General features: G+C 71.0%; 16 protein-coding genes. 13 read left to right on the top strand and 3 right to left on the bottom strand.

Translation table 11 applies throughout. From position 1 onward, the window contains the following. Positions 1-211: 211 nt before the first annotated feature. Positions 212-826, bottom strand: a complete 615-nt coding sequence (gene msrA / locus WCD84_RS07885; protein WP_343281000.1) for a peptide-methionine (S)-S-oxide reductase MsrA — start codon at positions 824-826, stop codon at positions 212-214. A 97-nt stretch (positions 827-923) separates the two neighbouring features. Here msrA and WCD84_RS07880 point away from each other — a divergent pair, with 97 nt between their 5' ends. The 5 genes from WCD84_RS07880 (at position 924) to WCD84_RS07860 (ending at position 5,726) form a co-directional block, all read left to right on the top strand. Then, the gene (locus WCD84_RS07880; protein ID WP_343280999.1) at positions 924-2,675 is read left to right on the top strand and encodes a glutamine--tRNA ligase/YqeY domain fusion protein; all 1,752 of its coding nucleotides are present in this window, start codon (positions 924-926) and stop codon (positions 2,673-2,675) included. Positions 2,676-2,766: 91 nt separating this feature from the next. Continuing rightward, positions 2,767-3,174, top strand: a complete 408-nt coding sequence (locus WCD84_RS07875; RefSeq protein WP_343280998.1) for a hypothetical protein — start codon at positions 2,767-2,769, stop codon at positions 3,172-3,174. After that, positions 3,171-3,749, top strand: coding sequence for a nucleoside deaminase (locus tag WCD84_RS07870; protein WP_343280997.1), 579 nt, complete (start codon positions 3,171-3,173; stop codon positions 3,747-3,749). The genes WCD84_RS07875 and WCD84_RS07870 overlap by 4 nt, the downstream gene beginning before the upstream one ends. 37 nt (positions 3,750-3,786) lie before the next feature. Further along, a complete protein-coding gene (gene rlmM / locus WCD84_RS07865) occupies positions 3,787-4,869 on the top strand; it encodes a 23S rRNA (cytidine(2498)-2'-O)-methyltransferase RlmM (RefSeq protein ID WP_343280996.1) in 1,083 nt (360 codons plus the stop codon). A gap of 98 nt (positions 4,870-4,967) precedes the next feature. Further along, entirely contained in the window at positions 4,968-5,726 is a 759-nt protein-coding gene (locus tag WCD84_RS07860; protein ID WP_343280995.1) for a hypothetical protein, read from the top strand. Positions 5,727-5,751: 25 nt separating this feature from the next. Here the strand turns inward: WCD84_RS07860 and WCD84_RS07855 are convergent, their stop codons facing one another. Together WCD84_RS07855 and ubiH are read right to left on the bottom strand one after the other, a co-directional pair. After that, the gene (locus WCD84_RS07855) at positions 5,752-6,942 is read right to left on the bottom strand and encodes an FAD-dependent oxidoreductase (RefSeq protein WP_343280994.1); all 1,191 of its coding nucleotides are present in this window, start codon (positions 6,940-6,942) and stop codon (positions 5,752-5,754) included. Next, positions 6,939-8,159 carry a 2-octaprenyl-6-methoxyphenyl hydroxylase gene (ubiH, locus tag WCD84_RS07850; RefSeq protein WP_343280993.1) on the bottom strand — a complete coding sequence of 407 codons (1,221 nt, stop codon included), beginning with the start codon at positions 8,157-8,159 and terminating at the stop codon, positions 6,939-6,941. Before ubiH ends, WCD84_RS07855 begins: the two co-directional genes overlap by 4 nt. An 81-nt stretch (positions 8,160-8,240) precedes the next feature. On the opposite strand from ubiH, the gene WCD84_RS07845 reads away from it, so the two are divergent. From WCD84_RS07845 to apaG, 8 genes are all read left to right on the top strand, one after another. Next, a complete protein-coding gene (locus tag WCD84_RS07845; protein ID WP_343255493.1) occupies positions 8,241-8,837 on the top strand; it encodes a hypothetical protein in 597 nt (198 codons plus the stop codon). 3 nt (positions 8,838-8,840) lie between these two features. After that, positions 8,841-9,395: a cob(I)yrinic acid a,c-diamide adenosyltransferase gene (locus tag WCD84_RS07840; protein ID WP_343255492.1), complete on the top strand. Its 555-nt coding sequence runs from the start codon at positions 8,841-8,843 to the stop codon at positions 9,393-9,395. Between the two features lie 2 nt (positions 9,396-9,397). Further along, positions 9,398-10,342, top strand: a complete 945-nt coding sequence (locus WCD84_RS07835; RefSeq protein WP_449280083.1) for a histone deacetylase family protein — start codon at positions 9,398-9,400, stop codon at positions 10,340-10,342. A gap of 87 nt (positions 10,343-10,429) precedes the next feature. Further along, positions 10,430-12,847 carry an LPS-assembly protein LptD gene (gene lptD / locus WCD84_RS07830; RefSeq protein WP_343280992.1) on the top strand — a complete coding sequence of 806 codons (2,418 nt, stop codon included), beginning with the start codon at positions 10,430-10,432 and terminating at the stop codon, positions 12,845-12,847. Next, a complete protein-coding gene (locus WCD84_RS07825; protein WP_343255490.1) occupies positions 12,844-14,142 on the top strand; it encodes a peptidylprolyl isomerase in 1,299 nt (432 codons plus the stop codon). The genes lptD and WCD84_RS07825 overlap by 4 nt, the downstream gene beginning before the upstream one ends. Position 14,143: 1 nt before the next feature. After that, positions 14,144-15,130, top strand: coding sequence for a 4-hydroxythreonine-4-phosphate dehydrogenase PdxA (pdxA, locus tag WCD84_RS07820; RefSeq protein ID WP_343280991.1), 987 nt, complete (start codon positions 14,144-14,146; stop codon positions 15,128-15,130). Next, on the top strand, positions 15,127-15,939 hold the full coding sequence (gene rsmA / locus WCD84_RS07815) for a 16S rRNA (adenine(1518)-N(6)/adenine(1519)-N(6))-dimethyltransferase RsmA (RefSeq protein WP_343280990.1): 813 nt from the start codon (positions 15,127-15,129) through the stop codon (positions 15,937-15,939). Before pdxA ends, rsmA begins: the two co-directional genes overlap by 4 nt. A gap of 35 nt (positions 15,940-15,974) precedes the next feature. Further along, positions 15,975-16,358, top strand: a complete 384-nt coding sequence (gene apaG, locus WCD84_RS07810) for a Co2+/Mg2+ efflux protein ApaG (RefSeq protein ID WP_343255487.1) — start codon at positions 15,975-15,977, stop codon at positions 16,356-16,358. Position 16,359: the final 1 nt, after the last annotated feature.

The raw sequence follows: 16,359 nt of genomic DNA, 5'->3' as shown, positions 1-16,359 counted from the left end.
GAGGCAGGGGGGATGCCCAGAGCCGGCCATGGATGGCCGGCGGCCGGAGCTGGGAGCAGGATGCGCATATTCCGGCTGGGCATCCCCCCTGCCTCCACGGCGGGCAGCGCACTCCCTCCCGGAGCAATCAACCCAAAAGCCCCCCTCAGTCGGGAGAAGAACCAAAAAGGTTCACGCGCATCTGACAGCAGCGTCGTTGACGTGCCGATCCTCAGGCGCCGACGCCGACCTGGCAGCTGACGCCGGTGCCGCCGATCCCGCAGTAGCCGCCCGGATTCTTCGACAGGTACTGCTGGTGCTCATCTTCCGCGTAGTGGAAAGGCGGCGCGGGGAACACGATTTCGGTGGTGATGTCGCCATGCCCGGCCGCTGCGAGGCGCTCCTGGTACGCATCGCGGCTGGCCAGGGCCGCCTCGTATTGCGCCTGGGTGTGGCAATGGATCACCGAGCGGTACTGGCTGCCGATATCGTTGCCCTGGCGCATGCCCTGGGTCGGGTCATGGCCCTCCCAGAAGCGCGTGAGCAGCTCATCGAAGGCGATGCGGGCGGGGTCGTACACGACCAGCACCACCTCGGCGTGGCCGGTATCGCCACCGCAGACCTGGCGGTAGGTCGGCGCGGACGCGTGGCCGCCGGCATAGCCCGCGGCGGTGGTCTCCACGCCCGGCAGCGACCAGAACAGGCGCTCCACGCCCCAGAAGCAGCCCATCCCGAACACCACCCGCGACAGGCCGCTGAATTCGCCGCGCAGAGGGCGACCGTGTACGTGGTGGGTGTTGGACAGGTTCATGGCGGTGTTGCTCCGGGGCAGGCAAAGCATGATCATCCGCCGGGCAGCGGTCGCTATCAAGCCGCCGCTGCGTGGCTCCGCTACACTGCCCGGTCCCCGGCGCAGGCCCGCGCCCGCTTCCCCGACGACACGCATGACCGAGCCCCACGACACCACGGCCGACGCCACCACGGCGCCGGTGAAGCAGGACTTCATCCGCCAGATCGTCCGCGACGACCTGGCCAGCGGCAAGCACGCGGCGATCCAGACCCGCTTCCCGCCGGAACCCAACGGCTATCTGCACATCGGGCATGCCAAGGCGATCTGCCTGGACTTCGGCCTGGCCGAAGAGTTCGCCGGCCGCTGCAACCTGCGCTTTGACGACACCAATCCTGCGAAGGAAGATCCCGAGTTCGTCACCGCGATCCAGGACGACGTGCGCTGGCTGGGCTTCGACTGGCACAGCCTGCGCCACGCGTCGGACTACTTCGACGTGTTCTATGCCGCCGCGGAAAAACTGGTCCGCCAGGGCGATGCCTTCGTCTGCGACCTGTCGGCGGAAGACGTGCGCCAGTACCGCGGCAGCCTGACCGAGCCGGGGCGCGAATCGCCCTATCGAAACCGGAGTGTCGAGGAGAACCTCGACCTGTTCCGGCGCATGCGGGCCGGCGAGTTCGCCGACGGCGCGCGCACCCTGCGCGCGAAGATCGACATGTCCAGCGGCAACATCAACCTGCGCGACCCGGCCCTGTACCGGATCAAGAAGGTGCCGCACCAGAACACCGGCGACGCCTGGCCGATCTACCCGATGTACGACATCGCGCACGCGCTGGGCGACGCCATCGAGGGCATCACCCACTCGCTGTGCACGCTTGAGTTCGAGGACCACCGGCCGCTGTACGACTGGTGCGTGGACCGGGTGGACCTGGCCGGCAACCCGGAGCTGCTGGCGCCGCTGGCGGAAAAGGGCCTGCCGATCGAGGCCGCCAAGCCGCGCCAGATCGAGTTCTCGCGCCTCAACATCAACTACACGGTGATGAGCAAGCGCAAGCTGACCCAGCTGGTCGCCGAAGGCCTGGTGGACGGCTGGGACGACCCGCGCATGTACACGCTGCAGGGCCTGCGCCGCCGCGGCTACACGCCGGCCGCGCTGCGCCTGTTCGTGGACCGCATCGGCATCAGCAAGCAGAACTCGATGATCGACTTCTCGGTGCTGGAAGGCGCGCTGCGCGAGGACCTGGACGCACGCGCGCCGCGGCGCATGGCCGTGGTCGCACCGCTGAAGATGGTGCTCACCAACCTGGCCGAAGACCACGAGGAAACCCTGCGCTTCCCGAACCATCCGAAGGACGAATCCTTCGGCGAGCGCGAGGTGCCCTTCTCGCGCGAACTCTGGATCGAGCGCGACGACTTCGCCGAAATTCCGCCCAAGGGCTGGAAGCGGCTGGTGCCCGGCGGCGAGGTCCGCCTGCGTGGCGCCGGCATCGTGCGCTGTGACGAGGTGGTCAGGAACGGGGCGGGAGACATCATCGAGCTGCACGCAACCCTCGACCCGGAGTCGCGGCCCGGCATGGAAGGCGCCAACCGCAAGGTCAAGGGCACCATCCACTGGGTCGGCGCCGCGCGCGCGGTCGAAGCCGAGGTCCGGCTCTACGACCGCCTGTTCTCGGTGCCCGACCCGGACGACGAAAGCGACGGCCGCACCTATCGCGACCACATCAATCCGGAATCGCGGACGTCCGTGCGCGGATACATCGAGCCCGCCGCGGCCGAAGCCGCGCCGGAGGATGCCTGGCAGTTCGAACGCCTCGGCTACTTCGTCGCCGACCGCCGCGACCACCGCGCCGGGGCGCCGGTCTTCAACCGCAGCGTGACCCTGCGCGACACCTGGGCCGCGAAGGCCTGAGCCGACACCCGCGCCGGCATCGGCGCTGCCCTGCGGCCCCGGCTGCGGCAGCGCTACCATGCCTGCGTCGCCAACGACACGGAGACCCTTCATGCGCCGGATGATCCAGTCCGCATCCATCTTGCTGTTCGTGCTGGCCCTCGCGGCGTGTGCGGCCGCACAGCCCGACGGCGGCACCAGGCCTCCTCCGATGAGCGAGCCGCTGCCGGCAACGCCCGTCGCCCGCCCCGCACCCACGCCGCCTTCCGCGCCCACCGGGGTGCCCGACCTCGACCGCAGCTGCCGCGTCGACAGCGACTGTGCGGTGAAGAACGTCGGCAACTGCTGCGGCTACTTTCCCTCCTGCGTGAACAAGGACGCCGAACCCGATCCGGCGGCGGTCCAGGCCGCCTGTGCCGCGTCGGGAACGGCCGGCGTCTGCGGCTTCCGCGATATCCAGGCCTGCGCGTGCGTGTCCAACAGCTGCGAGCCGGCCGCGTCCGGCGGGCTGATCCGATGAGCCTGCCCGCGCGCGTCAACCTGCGCCTGCCGGACTGGGTCCACGACGCCGCCGTCCGCGACCGCGCCTACGCCGGCGACGCCGACAAAGTGGCGCTGGCGATCGGCCTCGCCGCCCGCAACATCGCCGAAGGCACCGGCGGGCCCTTTGGCGCCGTGCTGTTCGGCCCGGACGATCGCATCGTCGCCGCCGCGGTCAACGTGGTGGTGCCGCAGGCGACCTCGCTGGCGCACGCCGAGAACATGGCGTACATGCTGGCCCAGCAGTCGCTCGGCCGCGCCCGCATCAACCTCGATGCCGACGGCCGCGCCTGCGGCCCGTACACCCTCGCCACTTCGGCCCAGCCCTGCTGCCAGTGCTTCGGCGCCACCGTCTGGGCAGGCGTCGACCGCCTGCTCATCGGCGCCCGCGCCGAGGACGTGCACGAGCTCACCGAGTTCGACGAGGGCCCGCTTCCGGAGGACTGGCCCGGTGAGCTCGCCCGCCGCGGCATCGAGGTCGTCCGCGACATCGCCCGCGACGCCGCGCGCGCGGTGCTGGCCACGTACGGCAGCGGCGGCGGCGCGCGCTACTGATGCACGCGACCCGGGCCCGTCAGGCACGCGCCGCGGCATGAGTGGCCTGCTCTGTTACTGCCGCAGCGGCTTCGAGCCCGAGCTTGCGGCGGAGCTTGGCGAGCGCGCGGCCAATGCCGGCCAGCACGGCTATGCGGCCACCGAGCGCGGCAGCGGCTTCGTTCGCTTCCTTGCGCCCGGCGGCGATGCCGGCGCGCTGTCTCAGGCCCTGCCCTGGCGCTCGCTGGTGTTCGCGCGCCAGAAGCTGGTGCTGCTCGGGGAACTCGATGCCCTGGACACGACCGACCGCGTGACGCCGGTGCTCGCGGCCCTGCAGCGGCACGTGGACGCAGCCGGCGGCGGCCCGCGCGCGGCATTCGGCACGATGGTGGTCGAACATCCCGACAGCGACGAGGCCCGGCCGCTCGCCGGCCTGGCACGCGCGCTCGGCAACGCCCTGCGGCCCGCGCTGCGCAAGGCCGGGCTGCTCGCCGCCAAGGACGATGCGCGCCGACCCGCGCTGCACGTCTGCCTGCTGGCAGGCAACCACCTGCTGCTCGCCACCACCGACCCGGGCGACGCATCGCCATGGCCGATGGGCGTGCCGCGCCTGCGCCTGCATCGCGACGCGCCCTCGCGCTCGGCGCTGAAGCTGGAGGAGGCCTTCCTCACCCTGCTCGACGAGGGCGAGCGCGACAGGCTGCTGCGCAGGGGCATGACCGCAGCCGACCTCGGCGCCGCCCCCGGCGGCTGGACCTGGGTGCTGCAGCGCGCGGGGCTGCAGGTGTCGGCGGTCGACAACGGGCCGCTGCGCCAGCACGTCATCGATGGCGGCGGCGTCGAACACCTGCGCGAGGACGGCTTTCGCTGGCAGCCGCCGCGGCCGCTGGACTGGATGGTCTGCGACATGGTCGAGCAGCCGCGGCGCGTGGCCTCGCGCATGGCCACCTGGTTCCGCGAAGGCTGGTGCCGCCAGGCCGTGTTCAACCTCAAGCTGCCGATGAAGAAGCGCTGGCTGGAGACCTCGCTGTGCCTGGAGCTGTTCAGCCGCGAGGCGCAGCGGCCGCTGCAACTGCGGGCGCGCCAGCTCTACCACGACCGCGAGGAGATCACCGTCCTTGCCATGCCCAAGGGCGCTTGAACCCGGCGCCGGGCGTTCAGCCCGCGTGCGGCCAATAATGACCCTGGATTCATGTCGACGGGTCTAGCGTGGCGACCGTTCCCACCGGAGGCCGTGCCATGAACCCGTACAAGCCGATGCATCCCCTCGCCATTGCCCTGTTCGCCAGCGGCCTGGCCGCCTGTGGCCCGCTGCTGGCGCAGTCCTCCGAAAGCGTCGGCGTGCAGGCGCGCACCGAAGTCAATTCACGGGCCGCCTACGACGACGCGCGAGCCGCCAGCAAGGAGGCGGCGGCCGCGCGCGCCGCCGCCCAGGCCGCCGCCACCGAACGCCGGGCCGGGGCGATCACCCCGCGCGGCCAGGCCCAAGCCGAATACAGCGCCTGGGAAGCCGACCAGGCGTCGCGACGTGCCGAACTTGCTGCGATCGAGGCGCGGCGCGCGGCCGACCATGCCGGCGCGGCCACGTCAGCCGCCGAGGGAGGGGCCGTGCGTCCCGCCGAGATCGTCGCGCAGTCGCAAGCCGCCGCGCGCGAAGCCAATGCCGCCACCGGGACGGCACGGCAGGCCGCCCTTGAAGCCACAACAGCGGCGGAGACCGCGCGCGCGGCAGCCAGCGCCCAGCCCGCTCCGCCGGCGCCCGTGCGGGTGGACGCCACCTATCCGAGCGAACCGCTGGTCACGTTCACGTCCAGCCCCCCGGACTCGGTGGTCGGCGACTACCGGATCGACATGGCGACCCTGGACGGCAATGGCGACGGCCGCCTGAGCCGCGCCGAAGCACGCGCCAACGCCACGCTCAGCGCCGAGTTCGCGGCGGTGGACAACAACAATGACGGCGTGCTGGATGCCGGCGAGCTGAAGGGCTGGATGCGCTGACGGCTACGCGCCATGCGCTCTGGCGTCACGCGCCGGCCGCGCGACGCCAGAGCGCACCCGCCACGCCCGGCAGCCGCCCGGCGAGGCCCAGCGCGTGCCCGCGCAGCATCACCGCGGCGGGCGAGTCGCTGGTATAGATCCGGTTGATGCCATCGAATGCGCGCGCCGCGAGCGCCGACTCGCTGCGCCGCGCCCGCGCCCAGCGCTCGATCCGCTGCGGCGTATCCCAGGGCTGGCGCCGAGACAGCGCCCCTGACACGGAATCGCGCAGCGCCGCCACGTCGCGCAGCCCGACGTTGACGCCCTGCCCCGCCAGCGGATGCATCACATGTGCCGCATCCCCCACCAGCAGCACGCGCCCGGCGGCGTGGCTGCGTGCGAGCTGCAAGCGCAGGGGGAACGCCGCACGGGCCGAGCACGGCACGACCTGCCCGAGGCGACGGTCGAACGCGCGCCCCACGGCGTCGCCAAACGTGGCGTCGTCCATGGCCAGCGCCTCCTCCGCCGCAGCGGTCGGCAGCGACCACACGATCGAACAGCTGCCGTCGGCGAAGGGCAGGAATGCCAGCGGTCCCCCGGGCAGGAAGCGCTGCCACGCGGTCGCCTCGTGTTCCTGCCCGGTGCGCACGAAGCCGACCACGCCCGACTGCCCGTAGCCATGGCCCTTGACCTCTACCCCGGCCAGCCGCCGCAGGGTGGAGCCGGCGCCATCAGCGGCCAGCGCGATGCGCGCCGCCACCCTTCGGCCATCGTCAAGACGCAGGCGCACGCCGCGGTCATCCTGTTCAAGCGCTTCCACCCGTGCCGGGCAGCGAATCTCGACGCCGGCATCCGGAAGACAGGCCCACAGACGGTCGACCAGCAGGACGTTCTCGACGATCCAGCCGAGTTCGCGACGCCCCAGGCGGTCCGCGTCGAATGCCAGTTCGCCGCCACCCGCCGCGTCCCAGACCCGCATCCGGCGATACGGCTGCAGGCGCGTGGGCGCGCCGTCGCGGCCGTCGATCCCGGCCCAGGCGCCGATGTCGTCGAGCAGGGCGGCACTGTCGTGCGCGAAGGCGAACACACGCAGGTCGGGCCTGGTTTCCGACCAGGCCGCCGGGGCGCGCCCTTCCACCAGCACCACCGACAGGCCGAGCCGGGCCAGTGCCAGCGCCGCCGAGGCCCCGACCACGCCGCCACCAACGACGGCCACGTCAAGCATCGCGCGGCTCATCGCAGCGCTACCGGACGGCAGGCGGCGGGTACGTCGCCGCGGTAGCCCATGGCGCCGCCGGCCAGGCCGGCCTGCAGTCCGGGCGAGGCCGCCAGCGCCAGCAATCCGGCGCTGCGCAGCAGCGAAGCGCCGGGCGTCGGGTTGGCGGTGAAGCGCGCCAGGCCATCGGAGAATTCCAGGGTGCGCGCGCGGTCCTCGTCGCGGCGGGCGGCATGGGCGGCAAGCAGCGCCTCGCCGCCCGGATCGCCGCCAGCGCCGGCGCAGGCGCGCAGCAGCCCGGCCAATGTCATCGCATCGCGCAAGCCCAGGTTGAAGCCCTGCGCACCCACCGGATGCATGCTCTGCGCGGCGTTCCCGACCAGCACGGCGCGCGCGGTCACCAGCGCCCGGGCGCGCACCGCCAGCGCCGGATAGGCGCTGCGTGGACCCACCGAAAGCAGGCGGCCGATGCGCCATCCGAATGCGTCCTGGACCCGCGCCAGGAAGCCGGCCCTGTCCAGCGCCTGCACCGCCCCGGCATCTTCGCTGGCCACCCCGTGGACCAGGCCCCAGGCGCGGTCGCCGCGCGGCAGCAGCGCGGTCGGGCCGTCGTCGCCCAGGCGTTCATAGGCGGTGCCGTCGGGCGCGCGCGCGGCGCGCAGCCTGGCCACCATCAGAACTTGGCCGTAATCGTGGCGGGTCGCGCTGATGCCCAGCGCCTGGCGCACGCCGCTGTGCATGCCGTCGGCCGCCACCACCAGGCGTGCGCGCATGCGCGCCGGGCCTTCGCCCGCCAGTTCCAGGACGCGGTGCCCGCCTTCAGCGGCGGCGAAGCCGGTGAAGCGCGTCGCACGATGGCGCACCAGCCCGGCCAAGCCGGCAAGCCGCGCCTCCAGCGCATCGCCGAAGTCGCGCGCCACCACCACCTGGCCGAATGCGCTGCGGCCATGGTCGGCGGCGTCCAGCACCACGCGTCCGAAATCACCGCGGCGACTTGCATGGATGCGGGTGATCGCACCGGTGGGTGCACGCAGCAGCTGCATCACGCCCAGCGCCGTGAGCGCGTTGACCGTGGCCTCGGCGAAGCTCAGGTTGCGCTCGTCGAACACCGCCGGCATCGCTGCCGCGGGAGTGGCCTCGACCATCGCCACGTCCAGCCCGCTGCCTTCAAGCGCGATCGCCAGGCTGGCGCCGACCAGCCCGCCGCCGATGATCACCACGTCATGCGTCGTCGTCATGGCGGCATGATACGGCCGCTGTGCCCGCAGTTCGCTAGAATGGCGCGAATCCAGTCATCAGCCGTCGGAGCCGAGAGCGCCATGAACACCACCCTGCAACGCGCCATCGTCCTGTCGCTGCTCGTGCTTTTGATGGCGGCCACGCGTAGCCACGTCTTCACCCATTTCACCCCGGTGCCCGACGCGACCTGGGCGGCGTTCCTGATCGGTGGCTTCTACCTGCGCGCCTGGGCGCGCTGGGCGTTCCCGGCGCTCATGGCGCTGGCGGTACTGATCGACTACCTCGTGATCAGCAGCCAGGGCATCAACTTCTTCTCCCACTACTGCGTCTCGCCGGGCTACTGGATGCTGGTGCCCGCGCACGCGGCGATGTGGGCCGGCGGCGACTGGCTGCGCCGCCACCACTCGGGCGCGAGCCCGGCCGCGCTGGCGCGCCTTGCCGCAGTCGTGGTGCTGTCCACCGCGGTCTGCCACCTGTTCGCGCAGGGCGGTTTCTACTGGCTGTCGCCGGCGGTCGCCGAGCCGACCCTGGCCGGCTGGGCCGCCAACTACGGCCACTGGTTCATGCCCTACCTTGCCGCCACCGCGATGTTCGTGGCCGTGGCCGCGCTCGCCCAGGTGGTGTCCGAGGCCCTTGCCCGCAGCGCCGGCGCAGCGCGGCGCCACGGCCAGCGCTGAGGCATGGGCAACCGGCTCTCGAAAATCTATACGCGCACCGGCGATGACGGCAGTACCGGCCTCGGCGACGGCAGCCGCACCGGCAAGGATTCGCTGCGGGTGGAGGCCTACGGCACCGTGGACGAGGCCAACTCGACCATCGGCGTGGTGCTCGCGGCCGACGTTCCCGACTCCGTGCGCACCCTGCTGACCGCGGTCCAGCACCAGCTGTTCGATCTCGGCGGCGAACTCTGCATCCCGGGGCACGCGGCGATCGACGACCAGGACATCACCCGGCTCGAGCAGCACCTGGACCACTACAACGCCGACCTGCCGGCGCTGAAGGAGTTCATCCTCCCCGGTGGCGGCGAAGCCTCGGCGCGCTGCCACGTCGCGCGCACCGTGGTCCGCCGCGCCGAGCGCTGCGCGGTGGCGCTGGCCCGCCAGGAAGAGGTGCGGCCGCAGGCGGTGCGCTATCTCAACCGCCTCTCCGACCTGCTGTTCGTCCTCTGCCGCGTGCTGGCCCGCGAGGGCGGCCACGGCGAGGTCATCTGGCAGCACGAGCGCCGCCGGACCTGAGCATGGACGCGAAGCGGCTGCCGGTCTTCACCCACGCAGCGTGTTTCGCGCACGACACCGGCCCCGGGCACGTCGAGGTCCCCGCCCGCCTGGGCGCCGTGGTGACCGCGCTTCGCGACCACGTCCCCGGCATCGAATGGCTGGAGGCGCCGCGTGCGACCCGCGGCCAGCTGCTGCGCGTGCATGAACCCCTGCTGCTGCACGCGGTGCTTGAAGCCATGCCCGGCGAAGGGCTGCTGCAGCTCGATCCCGACACCGTGCTCTCGCCCGGTTCCGCGGAAGCGGCGCTTCGCGCGGCGGGCGCGGTGGTCGCCGCGGTGGACCTGGTCCTGGGCGGCGAGTCGGATGCGGCCTTCTGCGCGGTACGGCCACCGGGCCACCACGCCATGCCCGCACACGCGATGGGCTTCTGCCTGTTCAACAACATCGCCGTGGGTGCGGCACATGCGCTTGACCGCCACGGCCTGGCACGGGTGGCGATCGTGGATTTTGACGTCCACCACGGCAATGGCACCCAGGCGATCTTCGCTGACGAGACGCGGGTGCTTTACGCCAGCGCCCATCAAATGCCCCTGTTTCCGGACTCCGGCCATCCCCGCGACCGCGGCGCGGGCAACCTCCACAACGCCGCCCTGCAGGCCGGAAGCGGCAGCCATCGCTTCCGCGAAGCCTGGCGCGAACGCCTGCTGCCGGCGATCGACGGCTTCGAGCCGCAGCTGCTGATGATCTCGGCCGGCTTCGATGGCCATCGCGCCGATCCCGTAGCCCATCTTGAACTCGAGGCCGATGATTTCGCCTGGCTGACCGGCGAGCTCGGCGATATCGCGGCGCGCCACGCCGGGGGCCGCATGGTGTCCGTGCTCGAGGGGGGCTACGACCTTGCGTCGCTGGCCGAGTGCAGCGTCGCCCATGTCCGTGCGCTGGCCACGGGAACGCAGGAGGCCTGAACGCCCGCCGTTCACGGGCCGCGCATTGCCGCTGCCGGGGCGATGCGGCAAGCTAGCCGCCGCCCTTCTTTTCCGCCGGAATCCTGCGTGCGCCCAGCCCCCCGCCTGCTCCCGCTGTCGCTGTGCATCGCTTTCGCGCTGGCGGCACCCCATCCGGCCGCCATGGCCGACGATGACATCGAGCCGGACTGGAGCCTGTGCCCCATCGTGTCGTCCGTGCCCGAGTTCCCCGATGCGCAGCCGGCCGCAGGCGGCCCCGGCGACCGGGCCTCGCAGCCCACCGATATCGCCGGTGACAACCTGGCCGGCATCGACGGCGAGAACCTGGAATATTCCGGCAACGTGACCCTGCGTCGCGGCGACCAGTTCCTCGGCGCCGACAACATCGAGTACCGCACCGAGAGCTCGACCTACGTCGCCACCGGCAGCGTCCGCTACCAGGACTCGGCGATGCGCCTGATGGCCGAACGGCTCGAAGGCGACCAGGAAGCGGACACGCACCGCGTCGACAACGTGTCCTACCAGCTCACCGAGCGCCGCGGCAACGGCGGCGCCGAGCGCATCGAGATGAAGGGTTCGCAGGGCGCGCTCTATGGCTCGACCTATTCCACCTGCCCGCCCGACGACCGCTGGTGGGAGCTGCGCGCCGAGCGCATCGACATCGACGATGACAAGGGCCAGGGCATCGCCCGCAACGCCACCCTGCGCCTGGGCAAGGTGCCGGTGCTGTACGTGCCGATCTTCGCCTTCCCGACCGACAACCGGCGCAAGACCGGCCTGCTCTACCCGGGCATTTCCTATTCTAGCCGCAACGGATTCGACTGGCGCCAGCCGATCTATCTCAACCTGGCGCCGCACTACGACATGACGCTCGAGCCGCGGCTGATGACCAACCGCGGCTTCCTGCTGGGCACCGAGTTCCGCTATCGCACCGACGGCGGACGCGGCGTGCTCGAACTCGAGATGCTGCCGTCTGACCAGCTGACGCGCGACGGTCGCCAGGAGGAGATCGACGAGAATATCCTCGACGAGAACCGGCGCAAGAAGGACCGCGGTTTGTTCCGGTTCCATGGCCAGCAGAATCTCAACCGGCATTGGCAGGCACGCACCAACCTGTCCTGGGCCAGCGACCCGCGCTATATCGAGGACTCGAGCAGCAACCTCAACGGCCGCACGAACTTTTCGATCAAGAGCGACCTCGGCGTCTACGGCCGCGCACGCACCTGGGACGCCGGCCTGATGGCCGATTACTGGCAGCTCGGCGACTACACCCAGCCCGAGAGGATCCTGCCCTACCACCGCCTGCCCCGCGCCTACGCCAACTGGGAAGACGACTTCGGACGCTGGTTCGTGGCCGGCGCCTCGGCCGACATCACCCGTTTCGCGCACGCCGACAGCCGGCAAAAGCCCGGCGGCAGCCGGGTGGACATCAAGCCCTGGGTCTCGATGCCGCTTGAAGGCGCAGCCTGGTTCATCACCCCGACGCTGGCCTGGCGCTACACCGGCTACGAGCTGGAGGACGAACTGGCGCAAGCCATCGCCGTCAGCAGCGGCGAGGCGCCTGATACCGCGCCTTCGCGCAGCCTGCCCATCACCACGGTCGACGCCGGCGTGTACTTCGATCGCACCACGCTGTTTCGCGGCGAATCCCACCTGCAGACCCTGGAGCCGCGGCTGTTCTACGTGAACACGCCATACCGCGACCAGTCCGCGCTGCCGCTGTTCGACACCCAGGCGATGTCATACAGCTGGGGCCAGCTGTTCCGCGACAACCGCTTCACCGGCGCCGACCGCCAGGCCGACGCGAACCAGCTGACGCTGGCCCTGACCACGCGCCTGGTCAACCAGGAAAGCGGCCGCGAGAAGCTGTCCGCCAGCATCGGCCAGATCCGCTACTTCGAGGATTCCCGCGTCGGCCTTGGCGCCGGCTCTCCGGTGATCCGCAAGGGCAAGTCGGCGTGGATCGCCGACGCCAGCTATGAAATCAACGACCGCTGGAGCGTGGGTGGCACGTACCACTGGAATCCCGCCACCAAGCAGGAAGACCTGGCCAGCGCCCGCGCGCGCTATCTGATCGGTGACGACGGCGTGGTCAACCTGGCCTACCGCTACCGGCGCCGCACCGACAACCAGGACGACCTGCTGGAGCAGGTCGACTTCTCGTTCCTGTACCCGCTCAGTCCCTCGTGGAGCCTGGTCGGGCGCTATTACTATTCGCTGCTCGACAACCAGCTGCTTGAAAGCATCGCTGGGGTCCAGTGGGACAGCTGCTGCATGGCCGCGCGCCTGGTGGCCCGGCGCTACGTGCGGAATTTCCAGGGCGAGATGAACGACGCGATCCAGCTCGAGATCGAATTCAAGGGCCTGGGATCCGCCGGTCCCGAGACAACCAGCCGCCTGCGCCGTGCTATTCTCGGTTACCACCGCGAGGACCTGTACCTGGTGCCTCCGCCGAATGTCCGCAACGACGACGGCGACGTGCCCTCGGCCGACGTTTCCCCATGAAAAAGCTCTTCCTCTCCCTCGCTTTTGCCTTGGCGGCCTTCGCCCCGCCCGCTTTCGCCCAGCAGGTGCAGCCGATCGACGGCATCGCCGCCATCGTCGATGAAGACGTGATCCTGCAGAGCGAGCTCGAGCGCGCCGTGCGCAACATCAAATCGCAATACGGCAACCGCGCCGACCAGCTGCCGCCGGAAAACGTGCTGCGTCGCCAGGTGCTCGAGCGCCTGATCCTGGTCCAGCTGCAGACCGCCCGCGCCCAGTCCACCGGCGTGCGCGTGGCCGATGAAGAGCTTGACGCCGCGGCCGCTGCAATCGCCCGGCAGAACAACATGACGCCCGACCAGCTCCGCCAGCAGCTGGCCGGCGACGGCATCTCGTACGACGAGTTCCGCGGCTCGCTGCGCGACGAGCTCGCCATCCAGCGCCTGCGCCAGCGATTCGCGCAGAGCACGATCATGGTCACCGACGCCGAGGTCGACGCCGCACTGGCCAGCCAGGCCAGCGGCACCCAGTACCGGCTCGCCAATATCCTGGTCGCACTGCCCAACGGCGCCACGCCACAGCAGATCGCAATGGCCGAAGAGAAGATCGAAGGCGTCCAGGGCCTGCTTGAACGCGGCGAGATGGATTTCGCGGCGGCGGCAGTGCGCTACTCCGACGGCCCCAACGCGCTCGAGGGTGGCGATCTCGGCTGGCGCGGCATCGACGAGATCCCGACGGCGTTCAGCACCGTCGTCGGCGGCCTCCAGCGCGGCCAGATGTTCGGTCCCGCGCGTGGTCCCAGCGGCTTCCAGCTGCTGCAGCTCGTCGACATCCGCGACGGCACGCAGGCCACCTCCGGCCAGTCCGTCACCCAGTACCAGGCAAGCCACATCCTGATCCGCGGCGACGACGCCGCCGCCAAGGCCCGCATCGACAGCCTTCACGCCGCAGTGACCGGTGGCAGCTCGTTCGCCTCGGTTGCGAGCGAGTCCTCCGACGACACCGTCACCCGCGAGGCCGGCGGCGACCTTGGCTGGTTCACCCACGACGAGTTCGGCCCGCAGTTCGGCGAGCAGGTCGCGGCGCTGCAGGACGGCGAAGTCTCCGCGCCGTTCCGCAGCCAGGCTGGCTGGCACATCGTCCAGCGCGTCGGCAGCCGCCAGGCCAGCGTCGACGATGAAAACCGTCGCAACCAGGCCCGTGAAACCATCGGCCAGCGCAAGCTTGAGGACGAATGGAACCGGTTCCTGCGTGAAATGCGCGGCGAAGCCTATATCGATATCCGCCCGGCCTCCGGCGCCGTCGGCGACAGCTGAAATGCAGCGCCTTCGGCTCGCGCTGGTCCCGGGTGAACCGGCCGGCGTCGGGCCGGAGCTGTGCGCGCGCGCACTGCAGAAGCGCTGGGACGCGCGACTCGAGATTTTTGGCGACGGCGATGCGCTGGTTGCCGCGGCGCGGCGCATCGGACTGCCCCTGGCGCGCATCGCGCCCGAACGCCTGCAGGCGCCAGGCGGCGAGTTCACGCTGCACCACCACCCTGCCCGCGTCGCTGCCACGCCCGGCGTGCCGGAAGCGGCCAACGCGGCCTCGACCGTGGCAGCCCTGCTCGCCGCAGCCGACGCGTGCCTGTCCGGCCGCTGCCAGGGCATGGTGACCGGGCCGGTGCACAAGGCCTCGATCAACGACGGCGGCATCGCCTATACCGGCACCACCGGCCTGCTGGCGGCCCACGCCGGCCGCGAGGTGGTGATGATGCTGGCCAACCCGACCATGCGCGTGGCCCTCGCCACGGTCCACATGCCGCTGCGCGAGGTGCCGGACGCACTGACCGCGACGCGACTGGAAGGCTGCCTGCGCATCCTGCATGCCGCGCTGCGCGATGACTTCGGCATCGCCGATCCCGTGGTGGCGGTGCTCGGGCTGAATCCGCACGCCGGCGAAGACGGCCATCTCGGCCGTGAAGAGCTCGACACCATCATCCCGCTGCTGGAGCGCCTGCGCGCTGCGGGCATGCGCCTGGAAGGCCCGCTGCCGGCCGATTCCGCCTTCCTGCCCGCGAAGCTGGAGGGCTTCGACGCGATCCTGGCCATGTACCACGACCAGGGCCTGCCGGTGCTGAAGCACAGCGGTTTCGAGCAGGCGGTCAACATCACCCTCGGACTGCCCTGGCCGCGCGTGGCGGTCGACCATGGGACCGCGCTGGACCTCGCCGGCAGCGGGCGTGCCGACCCCTCCAGCCTGTTCGCCGCCATCGGGACCTGCACCCGCCTGGCCGAAGTGCATGCCGCCAGGAGCAGCGCATGACGGGCCAGCACGACGGTCACGACGGCCGCTTCCGACAGCCCGCCAAGAAGGCGCTGGGCCAGCACTTCCTGCACGAGCGCGGGGTCGTAGACCGCATCATCCTCGCCGTCGACCCGCGCCCGGGCGAGCGCATCGTGGAGATCGGCCCCGGACAGGGCGCGATGACCTTTCCGCTGCTCGACCGCCACGGCAGCCTGACTGCCATCGAGTTCGACCGCGACCTGCTGGCGCCGCTCACGGTGCGCGCGCGCGAACACGGCGCGCTGGAACTCATCCACGCCAACGTCCTCGACGTCGACTTCACCGCGCTCGCCGCCGGCACGCCGCTGCGCCTGGTCGGCAACCTGCCCTACAACCTGTCCTCGCCGATCCTGTTCCACGCCCTCGACCACGCCGCGGCCGTGCGCGACATGCACTTCATGCTGCAGAAGGAAGTGGTCGACCGCATGGCCGCCGGGCCCGGCAGCAAGGTGTACGGGCGACTGAGCGTGATGCTGCAGGCCTGGTGCCATGTCACCGCGCTGTTTGCCGTCGGGCCCGGCGCATTCAGGCCGCCGCCGAAAGTCGATTCCGCCGTGGTCCGCCTGGTGCCCCGCGACCCGGCGACCATCGGCATCGACGACCCGGCGCGCTTCGCGGCAATCGTCCGCGCAGCGTTCGGGCAGCGCCGCAAGACCCTGCGCAACTCGCTGCAGACGCAGTGCGAGAGCTCGGAGATCGTGGCCGCCGGCATCGATCCATCGCTGCGCGCCGAGCAGCTGGACGTCGCGGATTTCGTGCGCCTCGCCAACGCCGCGCCCGCTGCGTAGTCCAAGTATTCACGCCGAGCGCTTACACTCGTCTGATGGACGACACCCCCGACTACACCCTGGAGATCCAGATCGCGACGCGCTTCCTTGCCGAGGAATCCGCGCCCGAAGACGATCGCTATGTCTTCGCCTACACGATTCGCATCCGCAACCTCGGCCGTCGCGCCGCGCAGCTGCTTGATCGGCACTGGGTGATCACCGACGGCAACGGCCACGTGGAAGAGGTCCGCGGCGATGGCGTGGTGGGCGAGCAGCCGCTGATCGAGCCCGGCGACCAGTTCACCTACACCTCCGGCGCCGTGCTTGAAACCGCGGTCGGCAGCATGGAAGGCAGCTACGGCATGGTCGGCGACGACGGCACCCGCTTCGACGCGCCGATTCCGCCGTTCACCCTCGCCGTTCCGCGCACCCTGCACTGAC

This window comes from Luteimonas changyuni (genome assembly GCF_039548395.1).
GTDB lineage: Bacteria > Pseudomonadota > Gammaproteobacteria > Xanthomonadales > Xanthomonadaceae > Luteimonas.
The sequence above is the reverse complement of the archived record's forward strand: the minus strand, read 5'-3'. Positions and strand labels throughout refer to the sequence as shown.

What these genes read in the sequence shown, in the direction of transcription:
- msrA (WP_343281000.1), bottom strand. Translation starts at nt 826, where the DNA reads ATGATCATGCTTTGCCTGCCCCGGAGCAACACCGCCATGAACCTGTCC.
- WCD84_RS07880 (WP_343280999.1), top strand. Translation starts at nt 924, where the DNA reads ATGACCGAGCCCCACGACACCACGGCCGACGCCACCACGGCGCCGGTG.
- WCD84_RS07875 (WP_343280998.1), top strand. Translation starts at nt 2,767, where the DNA reads ATGCGCCGGATGATCCAGTCCGCATCCATCTTGCTGTTCGTGCTGGCC.
- WCD84_RS07870 (WP_343280997.1), top strand. Translation starts at nt 3,171, where the DNA reads ATGAGCCTGCCCGCGCGCGTCAACCTGCGCCTGCCGGACTGGGTCCAC.
- rlmM (WP_343280996.1), top strand. Translation starts at nt 3,787, where the DNA reads ATGAGTGGCCTGCTCTGTTACTGCCGCAGCGGCTTCGAGCCCGAGCTT.
- WCD84_RS07860 (WP_343280995.1), top strand. Translation starts at nt 4,968, where the DNA reads ATGAACCCGTACAAGCCGATGCATCCCCTCGCCATTGCCCTGTTCGCC.
- WCD84_RS07855 (WP_343280994.1), bottom strand. Translation starts at nt 6,942, where the DNA reads ATGAGCCGCGCGATGCTTGACGTGGCCGTCGTTGGTGGCGGCGTGGTC.
- ubiH (WP_343280993.1), bottom strand. Translation starts at nt 8,159, where the DNA reads ATGACGACGACGCATGACGTGGTGATCATCGGCGGCGGGCTGGTCGGC.
- WCD84_RS07845 (WP_343255493.1), top strand. Translation starts at nt 8,241, where the DNA reads ATGAACACCACCCTGCAACGCGCCATCGTCCTGTCGCTGCTCGTGCTT.
- WCD84_RS07840 (WP_343255492.1), top strand. Translation starts at nt 8,841, where the DNA reads ATGGGCAACCGGCTCTCGAAAATCTATACGCGCACCGGCGATGACGGC.
- WCD84_RS07835 (WP_449280083.1), top strand. Translation starts at nt 9,398, where the DNA reads ATGGACGCGAAGCGGCTGCCGGTCTTCACCCACGCAGCGTGTTTCGCG.
- WCD84_RS07825 (WP_343255490.1), top strand. Translation starts at nt 12,844, where the DNA reads ATGAAAAAGCTCTTCCTCTCCCTCGCTTTTGCCTTGGCGGCCTTCGCC.
- pdxA (WP_343280991.1), top strand. Translation starts at nt 14,144, where the DNA reads ATGCAGCGCCTTCGGCTCGCGCTGGTCCCGGGTGAACCGGCCGGCGTC.
- rsmA (WP_343280990.1), top strand. Translation starts at nt 15,127, where the DNA reads ATGACGGGCCAGCACGACGGTCACGACGGCCGCTTCCGACAGCCCGCC.
- apaG (WP_343255487.1), top strand. Translation starts at nt 15,975, where the DNA reads ATGGACGACACCCCCGACTACACCCTGGAGATCCAGATCGCGACGCGC.